This is a genomic window from Streptomyces sp. NPDC016309 (genome assembly GCF_043077235.1).
Taxonomy (GTDB): domain Bacteria; phylum Actinomycetota; class Actinomycetes; order Streptomycetales; family Streptomycetaceae; genus Streptomyces.
Genome location: NZ_JBIBSG010000010.1, coordinates 30,165 through 47,146, shown reverse-complemented (window position 1 = coordinate 47,146; position 16,982 = coordinate 30,165). Strand labels below are relative to the sequence as shown.

Annotated in this window: 14 protein-coding genes; 5 read left to right on the top strand and 9 right to left on the bottom strand. The window is 73.4% G+C overall.

Annotated elements, in window-relative coordinates:
• Positions 1-86: 86 nt before the first annotated feature.
• The gene (locus ACF068_RS24675) at positions 87-1,820 is read left to right on the top strand and encodes an ABC transporter ATP-binding protein (protein ID WP_392276473.1); all 1,734 of its coding nucleotides are present in this window, start codon (positions 87-89) and stop codon (positions 1,818-1,820) included.
• Positions 1,820-3,775: an ABC transporter ATP-binding protein gene (locus ACF068_RS24670; RefSeq protein ID WP_392276472.1), complete on the top strand. Its 1,956-nt coding sequence runs from the start codon at positions 1,820-1,822 to the stop codon at positions 3,773-3,775. Before ACF068_RS24675 ends, ACF068_RS24670 begins: the two co-directional genes overlap by 1 nt.
• Positions 3,776-3,797: 22 nt before the next feature.
• On the opposite strand, the gene ACF068_RS24665 is transcribed toward ACF068_RS24670, so the two are convergent.
• From ACF068_RS24665 to ACF068_RS24640, 6 genes are all read right to left on the bottom strand, one after another.
• The gene (locus ACF068_RS24665) at positions 3,798-5,057 is read right to left on the bottom strand and encodes an RNA polymerase sigma factor (protein ID WP_392276471.1); all 1,260 of its coding nucleotides are present in this window, start codon (positions 5,055-5,057) and stop codon (positions 3,798-3,800) included.
• A gap of 155 nt (positions 5,058-5,212) precedes the next feature.
• Positions 5,213-7,117, bottom strand: a complete 1,905-nt coding sequence (gene dnaG, locus ACF068_RS24660) for a DNA primase (protein ID WP_392276470.1) — start codon at positions 7,115-7,117, stop codon at positions 5,213-5,215.
• Between the two features lie 59 nt (positions 7,118-7,176).
• Positions 7,177-8,445: an NAD(P)/FAD-dependent oxidoreductase gene (locus tag ACF068_RS24655; RefSeq protein ID WP_392276469.1), complete on the bottom strand. Its 1,269-nt coding sequence runs from the start codon at positions 8,443-8,445 to the stop codon at positions 7,177-7,179.
• 116 nt (positions 8,446-8,561) lie between these two features.
• The gene (locus tag ACF068_RS24650; RefSeq protein ID WP_392276468.1) at positions 8,562-9,866 is read right to left on the bottom strand and encodes a deoxyguanosinetriphosphate triphosphohydrolase; all 1,305 of its coding nucleotides are present in this window, start codon (positions 9,864-9,866) and stop codon (positions 8,562-8,564) included.
• Positions 9,867-9,903: 37 nt separating this feature from the next.
• Positions 9,904-10,659, bottom strand: coding sequence for a sirohydrochlorin chelatase (locus tag ACF068_RS24645; protein ID WP_392276467.1), 756 nt, complete (start codon positions 10,657-10,659; stop codon positions 9,904-9,906).
• A gap of 204 nt (positions 10,660-10,863) precedes the next feature.
• A complete protein-coding gene (locus tag ACF068_RS24640; protein WP_392276466.1) occupies positions 10,864-11,571 on the bottom strand; it encodes a hypothetical protein in 708 nt (235 codons plus the stop codon).
• A gap of 104 nt (positions 11,572-11,675) precedes the next feature.
• Between ACF068_RS24640 and ACF068_RS24635 the strand changes: the two genes are divergently transcribed.
• From ACF068_RS24635 to ACF068_RS24625, 3 genes are all read left to right on the top strand, one after another.
• The gene (locus ACF068_RS24635) at positions 11,676-12,389 is read left to right on the top strand and encodes an aquaporin (protein WP_392276465.1); all 714 of its coding nucleotides are present in this window, start codon (positions 11,676-11,678) and stop codon (positions 12,387-12,389) included.
• Positions 12,390-12,437: 48 nt separating this feature from the next.
• Positions 12,438-13,145, top strand: a complete 708-nt coding sequence (locus tag ACF068_RS24630) for a vancomycin high temperature exclusion protein (protein ID WP_392276464.1) — start codon at positions 12,438-12,440, stop codon at positions 13,143-13,145.
• A 242-nt stretch (positions 13,146-13,387) separates the two neighbouring features.
• On the top strand, positions 13,388-15,475 hold the full coding sequence (locus ACF068_RS24625) for a molybdopterin oxidoreductase family protein (RefSeq protein ID WP_392276463.1): 2,088 nt from the start codon (positions 13,388-13,390) through the stop codon (positions 15,473-15,475).
• Here ACF068_RS24625 and ACF068_RS24620 read toward each other — a convergent pair.
• The 3 genes from ACF068_RS24620 to ACF068_RS24610 all read right to left on the bottom strand — a co-directional run bounded on the left by ACF068_RS24620 (position 15,423) and on the right by ACF068_RS24610 (position 16,880).
• A complete protein-coding gene (locus ACF068_RS24620) occupies positions 15,423-15,848 on the bottom strand; it encodes a gamma-glutamylcyclotransferase family protein (protein WP_392276462.1) in 426 nt (141 codons plus the stop codon). The genes ACF068_RS24625 and ACF068_RS24620 overlap by 53 nt on opposite strands.
• Complete coding sequence (gene cutA, locus ACF068_RS24615; protein WP_392276461.1) at positions 15,845-16,213, bottom strand: divalent-cation tolerance protein CutA; 369 nt, start codon at positions 16,211-16,213, stop codon at positions 15,845-15,847. Before cutA ends, ACF068_RS24620 begins: the two co-directional genes overlap by 4 nt.
• Before the next feature lie 64 nt (positions 16,214-16,277).
• Positions 16,278-16,880 carry an NADPH-dependent FMN reductase gene (locus ACF068_RS24610; RefSeq protein ID WP_392276460.1) on the bottom strand — a complete coding sequence of 201 codons (603 nt, stop codon included), beginning with the start codon at positions 16,878-16,880 and terminating at the stop codon, positions 16,278-16,280.
• Between the last annotated feature and the right edge of the window lie 102 nt (positions 16,881-16,982).

Below are 16,982 nucleotides of genomic sequence, written 5' to 3'. Positions count from 1 at the left end.
CGGTCCGGTGACGATCGGCCCGGACGGGGCAAAGGACGGGGAAAACCGAGTCGTCAGGGCGGGCGGGGCGGGCGATAGTTGAACCCGTGCTCAGACAACTTCTCCGGATCCATCTGGGGCCGTACCAACGGCCCATAGTCCTGCTGGTGGCGCTCCAGCTCTTGCAGACGTGCGCCACCCTCTACCTGCCCACGCTCAACGCGGACATCATCGACAACGGTGTCGTCAAGGGTGACACCGGCTACATCCTCACCTTCGGCGCGCTGATGATCGCGATCTCGGTGGTGCAGGTGGTCTGCAACATCGCTGCCGTCTACTACGGCGCGCGGACCGCGTCGGCGCTCGGCCGGGACGTGCGGGCGGCGGTCTTCGAACGGGTGCAGTCGTTCTCCGCGCGGGAGGTCGGGCACTTCGGGGCGCCGTCGCTGATCACGCGGACGACCAATGACGTCCAGCAGGTGCAGATGCTGGTGCTGATGGCGTTCACGCTGATGGTGTCGGCGCCGATCATGTGCGTGGGCGGCATCGTCATGGCGCTCGGCCAGGACGTGCCGCTGTCGGGCGTGCTGATCGCGGTGGTCCCGGTGCTGGGCATCGCCGTCTCGCTGATCGTGAAGCGGATGCGGCCGCTGTTCCGGGCGATGCAGGAGCGGCTGGACACGGTGAACCGGGTGCTGCGCGAGCAGATCACCGGCAACCGGGTGATCCGGGCGTTCGTGAAGGACGCCTACGAGCGGGAGCGGTTCGCGCGCGCCAACGCGGACCTGACCGAGGTGTCGGTGTCGACCGGCCGGCTGATGGCGCTGATGTTCCCGACCGTGATGACCGTGGTCAACATCTCCAGCGTCGCCGTCGTCTGGTTCGGCGCGCATCGCATCGACGGCGGCGGGATGGAGATCGGCGCGCTGACCGCCTTCCTGGCCTATCTGATGCAGATCGTGATGGCCGTGATGATGGCCACCTTCATGTTCATGATGGTGCCGCGCGCCGAGGTGTGCGCCGAGCGCATCGAGGAGGTGCTGCGTACGGAGTCCAGCGTGATCCCGCCGGTCTCCCCGGTGCGGGAGCTGCCGCGGCGCGGGCACCTGGAGGTGCGGGGGGCGGACTTCCGCTACCCGGGTGCCGAGGAGCCGGTGCTGCGCGGGGTGGACCTGGTGGCCCGGCCCGGTGAGACGACGGCGATCATCGGTTCGACCGGCAGCGGCAAGTCGACGCTGCTGGGCCTGGTGCCGCGGCTGTTCGACGCCACGGGCGGCGAGGTGCTGGTCGACGGGGTGGACGTGCGGCAGGTGGATCCCGTGCTGATGGCGAAGACGGTGGGCCTGGTGCCGCAGAAGCCGTACCTGTTCTCCGGGACGGTCGCCACGAACCTGCGGTACGGCAACCCGGACGCGACCGACGAGGAGCTGTGGCACGCGCTGGAGGTGGCCCAGGGGGCCGACTTCGTCCGGGCCATGGAGGGCGGCCTGAACGCGCCGATCTCGCAGGGCGGCACCAATGTGTCGGGCGGGCAGCGGCAGCGGCTGGCGATCGCGCGGACGCTGGTGCAGCGGCCGGAGATCTACCTGTTCGACGACTCGTTCTCGGCGCTGGACTACACGACGGACGCGCTGCTGCGGACCGCGCTGGCGGCGGAGACCGCCGAGGCGACGGTGGTGATCGTCGCCCAGCGGGTGTCGACGATCCGTGACGCGGACCGGATCGTGGTCCTCGACGAGGGCCGGGTCGTGGGGACCGGGCGCCATGAGGAGCTGATGGCGGGCAACGAGACGTACCGGGAGATCGTGCTCTCCCAGCTGACCGAGGCGGAGGCTGCCTGATGGCGGGGCCGGCGGGACGGATGATGGCGGCGGCCGGGGGCCCCGACCAGCGGTCGATGGACTTCAAGGGGTCGGGCAGGCGGCTGCTGCGGCAGTTCCGGCCCGAGAAGGCCACGCTGTGGCTGATGCTGGTGGCCGGTGTGCTGAGCGTGGCGCTGTCGGTGGTCGGGCCCAAGGTGCTGGGCCGGGCGACCGACCTGATCTTCGCGGGGGTCGTCGGGCGCGGGATGCCGGACGGGATCACCAAGGAGCAGGCGCTGGCGGGGCTGCGGGCCGACGGGGACGGCGGGCTCGCGGACATGCTGTCGGGGGTGGACTTCCAGCCGGGGCGGGGCATCGACTTCGACGCCGTCGCCACCGTGCTGATGACCGTCCTGGTGGTGTACGTGGCGGCCGGGCTGCTGATGCTGGTGTCGACGCGCATGTCGATCATGGTGATCAACCGGACGGTGTACCGGATGCGGGAGGACGTCCAGGCGAAGCTGGAGCGTCTGCCGCTGGCGTACTTCGACCGGGCCAAGCGCGGTGAGGTGCTGAGCCGGGCGACGAACGACATCGACAACATCGCGCAGACCATGCAGCAGACGATGGGTCAGCTCATCAACTCGGCGCTGACGATCATCGGTGTGCTGGTGATGATGCTCTGGATCTCGCCGCTGCTGGCACTGGTCGCGCTGGTGACGGTGCCGCTGTCGGTGGTCGTGGCGACGAAGGTCGGCAAGCGGTCGCAGCCGCACTTCGTGCAGCAGTGGAAGTCGACGGGCCGGCTCAACGCCCACATCGAGGAGATGTACACCGGCCACGCGCTGGTGAAGGTCTTCGGGCGGCAGGAGGAGGCGGCGGCCGACTTCCGCGAGCAGAACGAGGCGCTGTACGAGGCGGGCTTCCGGGCCCAGTTCAACAGCGGGATCATGCAGCCGCTGATGTTCTTCATCTCCAACCTCAACTATGTGCTGGTGGCGGTGGTGGGCGGGCTGCGCGTCGCGTCCGGGACGCTGTCCATCGGCGACGTGCAGGCGTTCATCCAGTACTCGCGCCAGTTCTCGATGCCGCTGACGCAGGTCGCGTCGATGGCGAACCTGGTGCAGTCGGGGGTCGCCTCCGCGGAGCGGATCTTCGAGCTGCTGGACGCCGAGGAGCAGGAGCCGGACGCCCCGGGGACCGCCGGGCGGCAGGAGCCGGTGGAGCCGGTGGAACCGGCGGGGCGGGTGACGCTGGAACGGGTGTCGTTCCGCTACGACCCGGACCGGCCGCTGATCGAGGACCTGTCGCTGTCGGTGGAGCCCGGCCAGACGGTCGCGATCGTCGGCCCCACGGGGGCGGGCAAGACCACGCTGGTCAACCTGCTGATGCGGTTCTACGAGGTGACTGGCGGCCGCATCCTGCTGGACGGCGTCGACGCCCGGGACATGACGCGCGACGAGCTGCGGTCCCGGATCGGCATGGTGCTCCAGGACACCTGGCTGTTCGGCGGCACGATCGCCGACAACATCGCGTACGGCGCTCCCGCGTCGCGCGGGGTGACCCGCGAGCGGATCGAGGAGGCGGCGCGGGCCGCGCACGCGGACCGGTTCATCAGGACGCTGCCGGACGGGTACGACACCGTCATCGACGACGAGGGCGCGGGGGTGAGCGCGGGCGAGAAGCAGCTCATCACCATCGCCCGGGCCTTCCTGTCGGACCCGGTCATCCTCGTCCTGGACGAGGCGACCAGCTCCGTCGACACCCGGACCGAGGTGCTCATCCAGAAGGCGATGGCGCGGCTGGCGCACGGCCGGACCAGCTTCGTGATCGCGCACCGGCTGTCGACGATCCGGGACGCGGACGTGATCCTGGTGATGGAGGACGGGGCGATCGTCGAGCAGGGCTCGCACGAGGAGCTGCTGGCGGCACAGGGGGCCTACGCCCGTCTGTACGCGGCGCAGTTCGCGCAGGCGGTGGCGGAGGTCGACTGACCGGCGGCCGGGGCGGGGTGCGTCAGTCCAGGTAGCCGCGCAACTGGTCGGCGAAGGTGTGGTCCCGCAGCTTGCTGAGGGTCTTGGACTCGATCTGGCGGATGCGTTCGCGTGTCACGCCGAAGATCCGTCCGATCTCCTCCAGGGTGCGGGGCCGCCCGTCGACCAGGCCGTAACGGAGCTGGACGACCTTGCGTTCGCGTTCCCCGAGGGTGGACAGGACGGCCTCCAGGTGCTCGCGCAGCAGGAGGAACGCCGCGGACTCCACGGGGGACGCGGCGTCGCCGTCCTCGATGAGGTCGCCGAGCGCGACGTCGTCCTCCTCGCCGACCGGGGCGTGCAGGGAGACCGGCTCCTGGGCGAGGCGCAGCACCTCGCCGACCCGCTCGGGCGCCAGGTCCAGGTGGGCGGCGACCTCGTCGTGGGTGGGTTCGCAGCCGCGTTCCTGGAGCATCCGGCGCTGGACCCGGACGACCCGGTTGATCAGCTCGACGACGTGGACCGGGACCCGGATGGTCCGCGCCTGGTCGGCGAGGGCGCGGGACATGGCCTGGCGGATCCACCAGGTGGCGTACGTCGAGAACTTGTAGCCGCGGGCGTAGTCGAACTTCTCGACCGCCCGGATCAGGCCCAGGTTGCCCTCCTGGACCAGGTCGAGCATGGTCAGGCCCCGGCCGACGTACCGTTTGGCGACGGACACGACGAGGCGCAGGTTGGCCTCGATGAGGCGGCGCTTGGCCATCCGGCCCATGACGACCAGCCGGTCGAGGTCCAGGGCCAGCCGTTCGTCGAGGCCTGCGGCGGTGGCGAGCCTCTCCTCGGCGAACAGCCCGGCCTCCACGCGGCGGGCCAGTTCCACCTCCTCGGCGGCGGTGAGCAGCGGTATGCGGCCGATCTCCCGGAGGTACTGGCGGAACAGGTCGGCGGACGGGCCGCCGGCGGACGCCTCCGCGGCGGCGCGACTGCGGTCGGCGGGCGCCTGTTCGGGTTCGTCGGGGTCCGGTACGGCGTCGGGCAGCGCTCCGGGCAGCGTCTCGGGGTGGTGGGGCGGGATGCCCTGTACGGGGACGGCGACGGCCGATGCCGTGGCCGGGTCGGTGTCGGTCAGGGTCCGGGTCTGCACGAGGGCGACCTCCAGGGTGATCGCTGCCGGGTCGGGGGCGTACGGCAGCGGGACGGCGGCGGCCGGGCCGCTGTTCTCCGTCCCGTACTCGATGAGCGGATCCGCGGGGGTGAGGGGCCCACCGTCGGTGGACCGGCCGCGCTCCGAGGACTCAGGCACCGCCTCCCAGTGTGGGGTACGACACATCACCGCCAGTAGGGGCGTGCGACCACTTTTTGCGACCGTCCGGTGACAGGGCGCGCCGGTGCGGCCTTCGCGGGCCCGAGGGCGGCTCGGTGCCCGGTCCGGGGGGTGTCCCCGGTCCCGGGGGGTGTCTAGAGGGCGGCGGCGCCGTGGTTGCGGAGCGACTGGGCGTACTGCTGGAGGACCCAGAGCTCGTTCTGGACGGCGGCGAGGTGGTCGGGGTCGCCGTGGGAGCCGAGGCGGGTGAGGGAGCCCTGGACGTCGCGGATGCGGCGGTCGACCGCCCGGAGGCGGACCTGGACGAGCTGGTCGCCGGCGTAGGTCTCGTCGACGGTGCGGCCGTGGATGACCTCCACGGCGAGCTCGGTGACCAGCGCCCGGACGGTGTCGTCGGGGGCCGCGTCCCGTACGCGCGCCAGGTACTCGGCGGTGTTGCCGGCGCCCTGCTCGGCGCCGCCCGCCTCCGCGATGGTCCGGCGGACCGCGGCGTACGGCGGGGCGGTGAACTCGTCGGCGCCGTACGCGTCGAAGGCGGGCGAGACGAGGGCCGGGTGCTGGAGGGCGAGCTTGAGCAGCTCCCGCTCCGTGCGGTGGGCCGGGCTGCGCAGGTTCAGGGCCGGGCCCGAGGGCGCGGCGGGGGCGTGTGCCGCGGGCGCGGCGGGGGTAGGACGGGAGGCGGGCGCGGGGCCCCGGCCGCCGCGGTCCCTGGCCCAGCGGGCGAACTGGGCGACGCGCTTGACGACGAACTGGGTGTCGAGGATGCCCAGCATGCCGGCGAGCTGCACGGCCACCTCGTGCTGCGAGGCGGTGTTCTTGATGCGGGCGACGACCGGCGCGGCCTCGTCGAGGGCGGCGGCGCGGCCGGCGGGGGTCTCCAGGTCGTACCGGCCCACGATCTGGCGCAGCGCGAACTCGAAGAGCGGGGTGCGGGGCTCGACCAGGTCGGCGACCGCCTCGTCGCCCTTGGCGAGGCGCAGCTCGCACGGGTCCATGCCGTCGGGGGCGATGGCGATGTAGGTCTCGGCGGCGAACTTCTGGTCGTCCTCGAAGGCCCGCAGCGCGGCCTTCTGGCCGGCGGCGTCGCCGTCGAAGGTGAAGATGACGCGGGCCGAGCCGTTGTCCATCAGCAGCCGGCGGAGGATCTTGATGTGGTCGCCGCCGAAGGCGGTGCCGCAGGTGGCGATGGCGGTGGTGACGCCGGCGAGGTGGCAGGCCATGACGTCGGTGTAGCCCTCGACGACGACGGCGCGGCTGGACTTGGCGATGTCCTTCTTGGCCAGGTCGATGCCGTACAGCACCTGGGACTTCTTGTAGATCGGCGTCTCGGGCGTGTTGAGGTACTTGGGGCCGGTGTCGTCGTCGCGGAGCTTGCGGGCGCCGAACCCGACGACATCGCCGCCGACGTCCCGGATGGGCCACATCAGACGGCCGCGGAACCGGTCGATGGGGTTGCGGCGGGACTCCTGGGAGAGCCCGGACAGCAGCAGCTCCTTGTCGGAGAAGCCCTTGCCGCGCAGGTAGCGGGTGAGGTGGTCCCAGCCGGCCGGGCTGTAGCCGACGCCGAAGTGCTGGGCGGCGGCCTGGTCGAAACCGCGCTCGGCGAGGAACTTCCGTCCGATCTCGGCCTCGGCGCCGTCGAGTTGCTCGACGTAGAACTGGGCGGCCGCCTTGTGCGCCTCGATCAGGCGGATCCGCTCGCCGCGCTGGTGGCCGGGGTTGTACCCGCCCTCCTCGTACCGCAGGGTGATGCCCGCCTTGGCGGCGAGGCGCTCGACCGTCTCCGAGAAGGAGAGGTGGTCGATCTTCATCACGAAGGCGATGGTGTCCCCGCCCTCCTGGCAGCCGAAGCAGTGGAAGAGACCCTTGCTGGGGCTGACCTGGAAGGAGGGGGACTTCTCGTCGTGGAAGGGGCACAGGCCCTTGAGGTTGCCGCCGCCCGCGCTGCGTAGCTGGAGGTACTCGGACACGACGGCGTCGATCGGGACCGCGTCCCGTACCGCCTTCACGTCGTCATCGTTGATCCTGCCGCCTGCCACGCGTAAATCTTACGGGGGCTTCGGTGATCGTCCGGCGGGAAGCGGGGCGCGGACACGACCTAGGGGCCGGGCCGGACGGCGGTGAGCGGTGTCGCGGGGTCGGCGAGGGCCTCGGGGTCCACGGGCGCACCGGAACGGATGAGGTCTTGGATGTCCGATGTGACGTCCCACACATTCACGTTCATCCCGGCGAGCACCCGGCGGTCCTTGAGCCAGAAGGCGATGAACTCGCGCCGGCCGGCGTCGCCGCGCAGCACCACCTGGTCGTACGTGCCGGGCGGGGCCCAGCCGCTGTACTCCATGCCCAGGTCGTACTGGTCGGAGAAGAAGTACGGGATCCGGTCGTAGGAGACGTCCCGGCCGAGCATGGCGCGGGCGGCGGCGGGCCCTCCGTTGAGGGCGTTGGCCCAGTGCTCGACGCGCAGCCGGGTGTGCAGGAGGGGGTGCTCGGCGGCGGCCACGTCCCCGGCCGCGTGGATGTCGGGGTCGGAGGTGCGCAGCGACGCGTCGACGGCGATGCCTCCGCCGTGGGCCCGGTCCACCAGGGCGAGGCCGGCGTTCTCGGCGAGGGCCGTGCAGGGGGCGGCGCCGATCGCGACGAGGACGGCGTGGGCGGGGTGCTCGTCGCCGTCGTCGGTGCGGGCTGCCAGCACCATGCCGTCCTGGCCGGTGATCTCGGTGAGGCGGGTGCCGAACCGGAAGCGGACGCCGTGCGCGGCGTGCAGGTCGGCGAAGAGCTGGCCGAGCTCGGGGCCGATGACTCCGTGGAGGGGGGTGGGGGCCGGTTCGACGACGGTGACCTCGGCGCCGTACCCGCGCGCCGCGGCGGCGGCCTCCAGACCGATCCATCCGGCGCCGGCGATCACCAGGTGGCCGTTGTCGCGGCCGAGCGCGGCGAGGGTGTGCTGAAGCCGGTCGGCCTGGGTGAGGCGGCGCAGGTGGTGCACTCCGGCGAGGCCGGTGCCGGGGACGTCGAGGCGGCGCGGCTCGGAACCGGTGGCCAGCAGCAGCTTGTCGTAGCGGATGGTGGTGCCGTCGCCGAGCCGCACCGTCCTGGCGGCACGGTCGACGGAGGTGACGGGCTGGCCGATGTGGAGTTCGACGTCGTGCTCCGCGTACCAGGTCGACTCGTGGACGTAGGCGCGCTCGCGCGGTTCCTTGCCCGTGAGGTAGCCCTTGGACAGGGGCGGACGTTCGTAGGGCGGTTCGGCTTCCTCTCCGATGAGGATCACGCGGCCGGTGAACCCTTCGGAGCGGAGTGTCTCCGCCGCCTTGGCCCCGGCCAGTCCCCCGCCGACGATGACGAAGGTCTGATCTGCGTCGACCACTTGTTGCCTCCTGGTGGTTCCGGGAATTGTCACGCTACGCCGCCGGCCCCAGCAGCGTCCCGTACGGAGCGTGATGTTGGAAGAGGACGTCCGCGCCGGCTTCGGCGGCGGCCGGTTCAGGGGCGGCTCGTCAGGCGGGCGTGCAGGGTGCGGGCGGAGGCGTCGGTCAGGGAGGCGATCTGGTCGACGATCACCCGCTTGCGGGCCCGGTCGTCGTGGGCGGTGTCGAACAGGGCGCGGAACTGGGGGTCCAGGCCCTCGGGGGCACGGGCGGTCAGGGCCTCGGCCAGTTCGGCGAGGACGATGCGCTGGTCGGCCCGGAGCGCCTCCTGCTCGGCGCGCTGCATCACGTACCGGTCGGCGACGGCCTTGAGGACGGCGCACTCGTTGCGCGCCTCGCGCGGGACGACCAGTTCGGCGGCGTACCGGGTGAGGCGGCCGGTCCCGTACGCCTGGCGGGTGGCGGTCTCGGCGGCGAGGCAGAAGCGGCCGATGAGCTGGCTGGTGGCGTCCTTCAGGCGGGCCTGGGCGAGGGCCGTGCCGTCGTAGCCGTGCGGCCACCACTCCTGCTCCATGAGCCGGTCGAGGGCGTCGGCCAGTTCCTGCGGGTCGGTGCCGGCGGGGACGTACCGCCCGACGGCGACCCGCCAGATGTCGGCGCGTTCGGGTTCGGCGAGGAGGAGGTTGGGGTCGATGTGCCCGGCGTGCAGCCCGTCCTCGAAGTCGTGCACGCAATAGGCCACGTCGTCGGACCAGTCCATGACCTGGGCCTCGAAGCAGCGGCGCTGTCCGGGGGCGCCCCGCCGCGCCCAGGCGAAGACCGGGAGGTCGTCCTCGTACACCCCGAACTTGGGCGAGCCGGGGTCGGTGGGGTGGGCGCCGCGCGGCCAGGGGTACTTGGTGGCGGCGTCGAGGGCGGCGCGGGTGAGGTTGAGGCCGACGCTGACGAGTTCGCCGGAGCCCTCGTCGTGCACGAACCGCTTGGGTTCGATCCGGGTGAGCAGGCGCAGCGACTGGGCGTTGCCCTCGAAGCCGCCGCAGTCCTCGGCGAAGTCGTTGAGGGCCTGCTCGCCGTTGTGACCGAAGGGCGGGTGGCCCATGTCGTGCGACAGGCAGGCGGCCTCGACCAGGTCGGGGTCGCAGCCGAGGGCGGCGCCGAGCTCGCGGCCGACCTGGGCGCACTCCAGGGAGTGGGTGAGCCGGGTGCGCGGGCTGGGATCCCAGGCGTGGCTGCGGGAGCCGGGGGTGACGACCTGGGTCTTCCCGGCCAGTCGCCGCAGCGCCCCGGAGTGCAGCACCCGGGCGCGGTCCCGCTGGAACGCGGTGCGGCCCGGTCGCTTGTCGGGCTCGGGGGCCCAGCGTTCGGTGTCCGCGGTGTCGTACGTACCTTCCACGCCGTTCATGCCGTCCATGCCGTTCATGCACTGAAGGTAACCGCAGGGACGGATGGTGAACCGGTCAGGCGGGGACCAGTCGGGAGGGACCGGCCGGGACCGTCCCGGCCGTGAGGGCCTGGTCGTAGCGGTGGAGGACGAGCCGGGCGAGGGCGGGGTGGGGGCCGAGGGGGGCGGCGGCGAGCCAGGGCGCGGCGGCGGCGCTGCGGGTGGCGAACAGGCCGGGGGCGGTGAAGTAGGAGGCGACGGCGATGCGGTGGCGGCCCCGGGCGGTGAGCGCGCGGACGGCGTCGGCGACGGTGGGGGCGGCGGCGGAGGCGTAGGCCGGGACGACGGGCACGCCGCCGAGGCGCTCGCCGAGCAGCCGGGCGGTGCGGCGGGTGTCGGCGGCGGAGTCGGGGTCGCGGGATCCGGCGGCGGCGAGGACGACCCCGGTGCTGCGGCTGGTGCCGTGGCCGGTGCGCCAGCCGGCTTCGACGAGCCGGCTCCGGAGCGCCTCGACGAGCAGGGGGTGGGGGCCGAGCGGGGCGGCGACGCGCACGCGCAGGTGGGGTGCGGTGGCGGCGGCGCCGGGCAGGTCGTGCTTGACGTGGTATCCGCGGCTGAGGAGGAGGGGTACGAGGACGGCGTCGCCGTCCGGCAGGCCGGCGAGGGTGTCGGTGAGCAGGGGCGCGTTCAGCTCGATGTGGCCGAGCCGTACGGGCAGGCCGGGCCGGAGTTCCCGGACCCGGTCGAGCAGGGCGTTCACGGTGGTCAGCGCGCGGGGGTCGCGGCTGCCGTGGGCGACGGCGACGAGGGTGGGCAGGTGGGGTGTGCTCATGGGCCTGCGCGTTCCGTTGGCGGTGAGGGGTCGGCCGGGAGCCGGGCCGCTGGTGGGGGTCGGGCGCGTGGAGGTGGGCCGGCTCCGTCATGAATCGATGGTGACGGGCGGGTGTTGCCGGGTCGTTGCGCGCGGGTGACAGGTGTTTTCCAGCGGCTCACGGCGCCCCGGACCGGCCGGTCGGGCCGGGAGCGGGGCCGTGGGTCAGGCGGTGGCGATCCAGACGCGGAGGGGGCCGGTCGCCGTGAAGCCGTGGGCGAGGGCGGCCGCGAGGTCCTCGCCGTGCTCGTACCCGACGACCGGGGTGCCGGGCCACAGCCGGGTGAGCGCCGCGAGGCAGCCGGGCCAGGGGTCGGCGCCGAAGACGTTGGAGACGCCCACGACCCCGGGGCCGGTGCTGTGGGTGACGACCGCCCCGGCGACGGTACGGCCGTCCGGTGCGCGGCCCGCGAGGACGGTGGTCGCGGGGTCGGCCAGGAGGGCGGGGCGGAAGAGGTCCGGGGGCTCGCCGCCGCTCCAGGCGTCCTCCCAGGCGGCGAGCTCCGCGGGGGTGCGCACGGGCTCCCAGGGGGCGGTGTCCGGGTGGTGCGGGGCGGGGGCGCCGGCGGGGCGGTGGATCCACCGGGCGTCGAACAGCGGCGTGAAGCCGTGTCCGGTGAGGTCGAGGGTGGCGAACCCGTCCTTGACCGAGGCACCGGGGGTGCTCCGGTCGATGCCGGCGAGCACCTCCGCCAGGGGCGCGTCGGGGGCGAGGGTGACGGCGTCCGGGTAGTACGGCGGCGTCCGGCGCGGGTGCGTCCAGGCACGTTCGCCGAGGGTGCCCCCGCCGAGTCCGTGGGCCCGGCACATGGTGGCGCACCATTCGGCGTTGTTGCGTGCGGCGGCGAGGGCCCAGGGGCCGGACGTGGTCATCGGGACATCGTGCCAGGCCACGGGGCAGAGAACGATCTTATTTACCCGCTACCTTACTTTCGAAACACGGAATAGTTTTTCCACAGAGAGGAAGTGGGGGGTCCATGAGTGGGACGCGGACGGCGCTGCCGCGCCGTGCCGGGGCAGAACTGGTCGGCACCGGGGCGCTCGTGGCGGTCATCGTCGGCTCGGGCATCCAGGCCACCGGCCTCAGCGCCGACACCGGGGTGCGGCTGCTGGCCAACTCGCTGGCCTCGGCGATCGGCCTGGGACTTCTGATCGCCCTGTTCGCCCCGGTCTCCGGGGCCCACCTCAACCCGGTGGTCACGCTCTCCGTCTGGTGGACCGGGCGGCGCACCCGGGACGGGCTGACCGGCCGGGAGGTCGTCCTCTACATCACCGCCCAGCTGGCCGGGGCGGTCGCGGGGGCGCTGCTGGCGGGGGCGATGTACGGGCGAGCGCCCGGCGGCTGGTCCACCCAGGCACGGTCCGACGCGCACCTGCTGCTCGGCGAGACGGTCGCCACGGCCGGTCTGGTGCTGCTCGTCCAGGGCCTGGACCGGATCGGGCGCGCCCGGCTCGCGCCGCTCGCGGTCGCCGCGTACATCGCCGCCGCGATCTGGTTCACCTCCTCCGGTTCCTTCGCCAACCCGGCCGCGACGGTGGGCCGGTCCCTGACGGACTCGTTCACCGGCATCGCCCCCGCGTCGATGCCGGGCTTCATCGCGGCCCAGCTCCTGGGCGGCCTCCTGGGAGCCGCGCTCGCCGCCCTGCTCTACGGAGGACGGCCGTCGGAGGGATCACACGTGCCGCACTGAACCGGAGGGGCCGTTCCGGCGTCGGAAGAGGCGGAGGTGGGGCGTGGGATGAGGTGGGGCGTGGGATTCCGACAGGGTGTGCGGTCCGTACGGTCGAGGCTGAAGTGGCCGGTGAGCCGGCGGGGGCAGCGGCGGCTGGTGCGGGGTGCCGTGCTGGGCTGCGTCCTCGCGCTCATGCCCGCCACGTGGACGCACGCCGTCGCCGACGGCCGGCTCCGCACCCCGGCCGACGTGCCCGCCCGGGACGTCGCCGTCGTCTTCGGGGCCGGCCTGTGGAAGGGACGCCCGACGCCGTACCTGGCGCACCGGCTCGACACCGCCGCCGCGCTGTACCGGGACGGCAAGGTCAAGGTGCTGCTCGTGACCGGTGACAACGGCCGGGTCGAATACGACGAGCCGGACGCCATGCGCGCGTACCTGCGGGAGCGCGGCGTGCCGGACGGACGGATCGTCAGCGACTACGCGGGCTTCGACACCTGGGACTCGTGCGTGCGCGCGAAGAAGATCTTCGGTGTGGACGACGCCGTGCTGGTCACCCAGGGCTTCCACATCCGCCGGGCGGTCGCGCTCTGCCAGGCGGCCGGGATCGACACGTACGGCGTCGGCGTCGACGAGCCGCACGACTCGGTCTGGTACTACGGCGGGGCGCGGGAGCTGGTGGCGGCGGGCAAGGCGGCCCTGGACGCGGCGCTGGAGCCGGACCCGACATTCCTGGGACGCGAGGAGACGGGCGTGACGGAGGCCCTGGGGCGGTGACCCGGCCCGCGCGGGCGCCCGGGGCGGTGACCCGGGCCGCGCGGGCGCCTCGGGTGGTGACCCGGGCAGCCGGGTGCGCCCGCCGGGCCGCGCGGGGTCCGGGTGCGCCCGGCGCCCGGGTCCGGCGGTCGCTGCCCGGGCGCGGCCCTCACCGCCACGGGGCGGGGGTGCGGAGGCGGCCGTACCGGGCGTGTAATGCGGCGTGACGGTGGGCGTAACACGCGGGACGCATGCTCAGGGGCATGCTCACCACCACCACCGCCACGCACTGTCCGTACTGCGCGCTGCAGTGCGGGATGAACCTCCGGCCCGCCGGCGACGGCGTCGAGGTGGTGGAGCGCACCGACTTCCCCGTCAACCGGGGCGCCCTCTGCGGCAAGGGACGGACCGCGCCCGCGGTGCTCTCCTCCCGGGTCCGGCTGGACGGGCCCCTGGTCCGCAACCCCGCCACCGGCCGGCTCGAACCCGCCTCCTGGGAGGAGGCCCTGCGGACCGTCGCCGACGGGCTGCGCGGCACCCGGGACGCGCACGGGGCCGACGCCGTCGGGGTGTTCGGGGGCGGCGGGCTCACCAACGAGAAGGCGTACACACTCGGCAAGTTCGCCCGGTTGGTCCTCGGGACCTCGCAGATCGACTACAACGGCCGGTTCTGCATGTCGTCCGCCGCCGCCGCCCACCAGCGGGCCTTCGGGCTCGACCGGGGGCTGCCCTTCCCGCTGGAGGACGTCCCCCGCACCGGGTGCGTGATCCTCGTCGGGTCGAACCTCGCCGAGACCATGCCGCCGGCCCTCCGGTACCTCACCGAGCTGAAGGAGAACGGCGGCCGGCTCATCGTCGTCGACCCGCGCCGCACCCGTACCGCCGAGCAGGCCGACCTCCACCTCGCCCCCCGCCCCGGCACCGACCTGGCGCTCGCGCTGGGGCTGCTGCACCTGGTGGTGGCGGAGGGGCGGACCGACGAGGAGTTCATCGAGAGCCGTACGACGGGCTGGGCGGACGCCCGCGCGGCCGCCATGTCCCACTGGCCCGCGCTGGTCGAGCGCATCACCGGCGTACCGGTCCCGCAACTGCGCGAGGCGGTGGCGATGTTCTGCGACGCGCCCGAGTCGATGGTGCTGACCGCCCGCGGCCCCGAGCAGCAGTCCAAGGGGACCGACACCGTCGGCGCCTGGATCAACCTGTGCCTGGCCACCGGCCGCGCCGGCCGGCCCCTGTCCGGGTACGGCTGCCTGACCGGCCAGGGCAACGGACAGGGCGGGCGCGAGCACGGGCAGAAGGCCGACCAGCTCCCCGGCTACCGCAAGCTCGACGACCCCGCGGCCCGCGCCCACGTCGCCGGCGTCTGGGGCGTCGACCCCGCCGTCCTCCCCGGCCCCGGCCGCAGTGCCTACGAACTGCTGGACGCCCTCGGCACCGACATCAGGGCCCTGCTGCTGATGGGGTCCAACCCGGTGGTGTCGGCGCCGCGCGCCGCGCACATCCAGGAGCGGATCGAGTCCCTGGACTTCCTCGCCGTGGCGGACGTGGTGCTGTCGGAGACCGCGGCGCTCGCCGACGTCGTGCTGCCCGTCACCCAGTGGGCGGAGGAGACCGGCACCCTCACCAACCTGGAGGGCCGCGTCCTGCTGCGCCGCCGGGCCGTCGACCCGCCCGAGGGCGTGCGCAGCGACCTGGAGGTGATGCACGCGCTGGCCGGGCTGCTCGGCTGGGAGAAGGGCTTCCCCACCGACCCGGAGGAGGTCTTCGAGGAGCTGCGCCGCGCGTCGGCCGGCGGCCCCGCCGACTACGCGGGCATCAGCTACCGCCGGATCGCGGAGGAGGACGGCGTCTTCTGGCCGTGTCCCGAGCCGGAGCACCCCGGTACGCCCCGGCTGTTCCTGGACCGGTTCGCGACACCGGACGGGCGGGCGCGGTTCGTGCCCGTCACGCACCGGGCGGCGGCCGAGGAGACGGACGAGGAGTACCCGGTGGTGCTGACCACCGGGCGTGTCGTGTCCCAGTACCAGTCGGGGGCCCAGACCCGGCGCGTCGCCGAGCTGAACGCCGCCGCGCCCGGGCCGTTCGTGGAGCTGCACCCCCGGCTGGCGGACCGGCTGGGCGTGGCCGAGGGCGAGCCGGTCACCGTCGTCTCGCGGCGCGGGCGGGCCGTGGCCCCGGCGCGGATCACCACCGGGATCCGGCCGGACACGGTGTTCATGCCGTTCCACTGGGCCGGGGAGGGCCGGGCGAACACGCTCACCAACCCGGCGCTCGACCCGACCTCGCGCATGCCCGAGTTCAAGGTGTGCGCGGTGCGTCTGGAAGCGGGCGCGGCGCCGGACGCCGGCTGAGCCAGTCCCCGCCCGCTATCGGCTCCCCCAGACGTACGGCGGGCGTGGCCACGTACACCCAGGCGCGGACCCTCGCGCCGTCCCGGGCGCGCACCACCTCGCACACCTGCCGCTCGTAGCCGTGCTCCAGGCGGTCCAGTACGTCGAGGAGCCGCGCGTACCCGCCCGGCGCGGCGCTGATCAGCTCACCGGCCACCCGTCCCTCGCCGCGCACCAGGTAGGGGTAACCGGGCCCTTCGTACAGCAGGGCCCCGGTCAGCCGGGCCGGTTCCTCCGCGGCGGTGCGGCCGCGGAGGAACCGGTCGTGGTTGTACTCGCCCGGGCGCAGCGTCCCGTAGACGAAGAAGGGCAGTTCCCCGGACGGCCCCGTCATCGCGCCGACGTCTCCTGCCGGATCCAGGACAGGTAGGCCGTGCTGCCCCGCACCACCGGGGTGGCGATGATCTCGGGCGTGTCGTAGTCGTGCCGGTCGGTGAGGTACGCCTCCAGCGCGGGGTAGCAGTCCTCCGTGGTCTTGAAGAGGACCTGCCATTCCTGGCTGGTCTCGATGGCGTTCTGCCAGTGGTAGACCGAGGTGACCGGCCCGGAGACCTGGGCGCAGGCGGCGAGCCGCGCCTCCACCGCTCCCCGGGCCAGTTCCTGCGCCTTGTCGGCGCCGTCGGTCGTGGTGAGTACGGTCAGGGCCAGGGTCACGGTCTCTCCTCCGCGCGTCGTCGTCACGCCACGGCGGCGCGTCATGGGGGCTCGGTTCGGTTCCGGGGCTCGCCGCGCCGCGTACGGCCGAGCGTACGCACCCCGGGACCTATCCCGTGTAGGGGCGGACGGCCTTGGCGTCGCGGAGGGCGTGGGCCCACCAGGCGAGCTGGTCGAGCATCGTCTTGGCGGCGGCGTCCGCGGCGGTGGGGTCCTTGTGGCGGCCGTCCTCGTCGAAGTGGCCGCGGGCGTTGTGGAAGGAGACGGTGTCCCGGATGGTCACCGCGTGCATCTCGGCGAAGACCTGCCGCAGTTGCTCGACGGCGCGCAGACCGCCCGACATGCCGCCGTAGGAGACGAAGCCGACGGGCTTCGCCTGCCATTCGGTGTAGTGCCAGTCGATGAGGTTCTTGAGGGAGGCGGGGAAGGAGTGGTTGTACTCGGGGGTGAGGACGACGAAGGCGTCGGCGGCGGCCAGCACGGGGCCGACCCTGGCGAGCCGCTCGCGGACCTCGGGGGCGGGGTCGTAGGAGAGGGCGGTGGGCAGCTCGGCCGCCGGGTCGGCCAGGTCGAGGACGTCGACGGTGAAGTCGGCGTGCTGGGCGGTGTGGCCGAGGAACCAGTCGGCGACGACGGGCCCGAAGCGGCCTTCGCGGTTGCTGGCGACGACGACGGCGAGCTTGAGCGGCGAGGAGGTGCGGTCGGTGTTCATGGGGAAGACCTTGGTACCTCAACCAAAGTTGAGGTCAAGCGGTTCCGGCGAGGGCGGCGTCACCCGTTCGGGGCGACCCGCCCGACGGGCCCGGTGAATCGC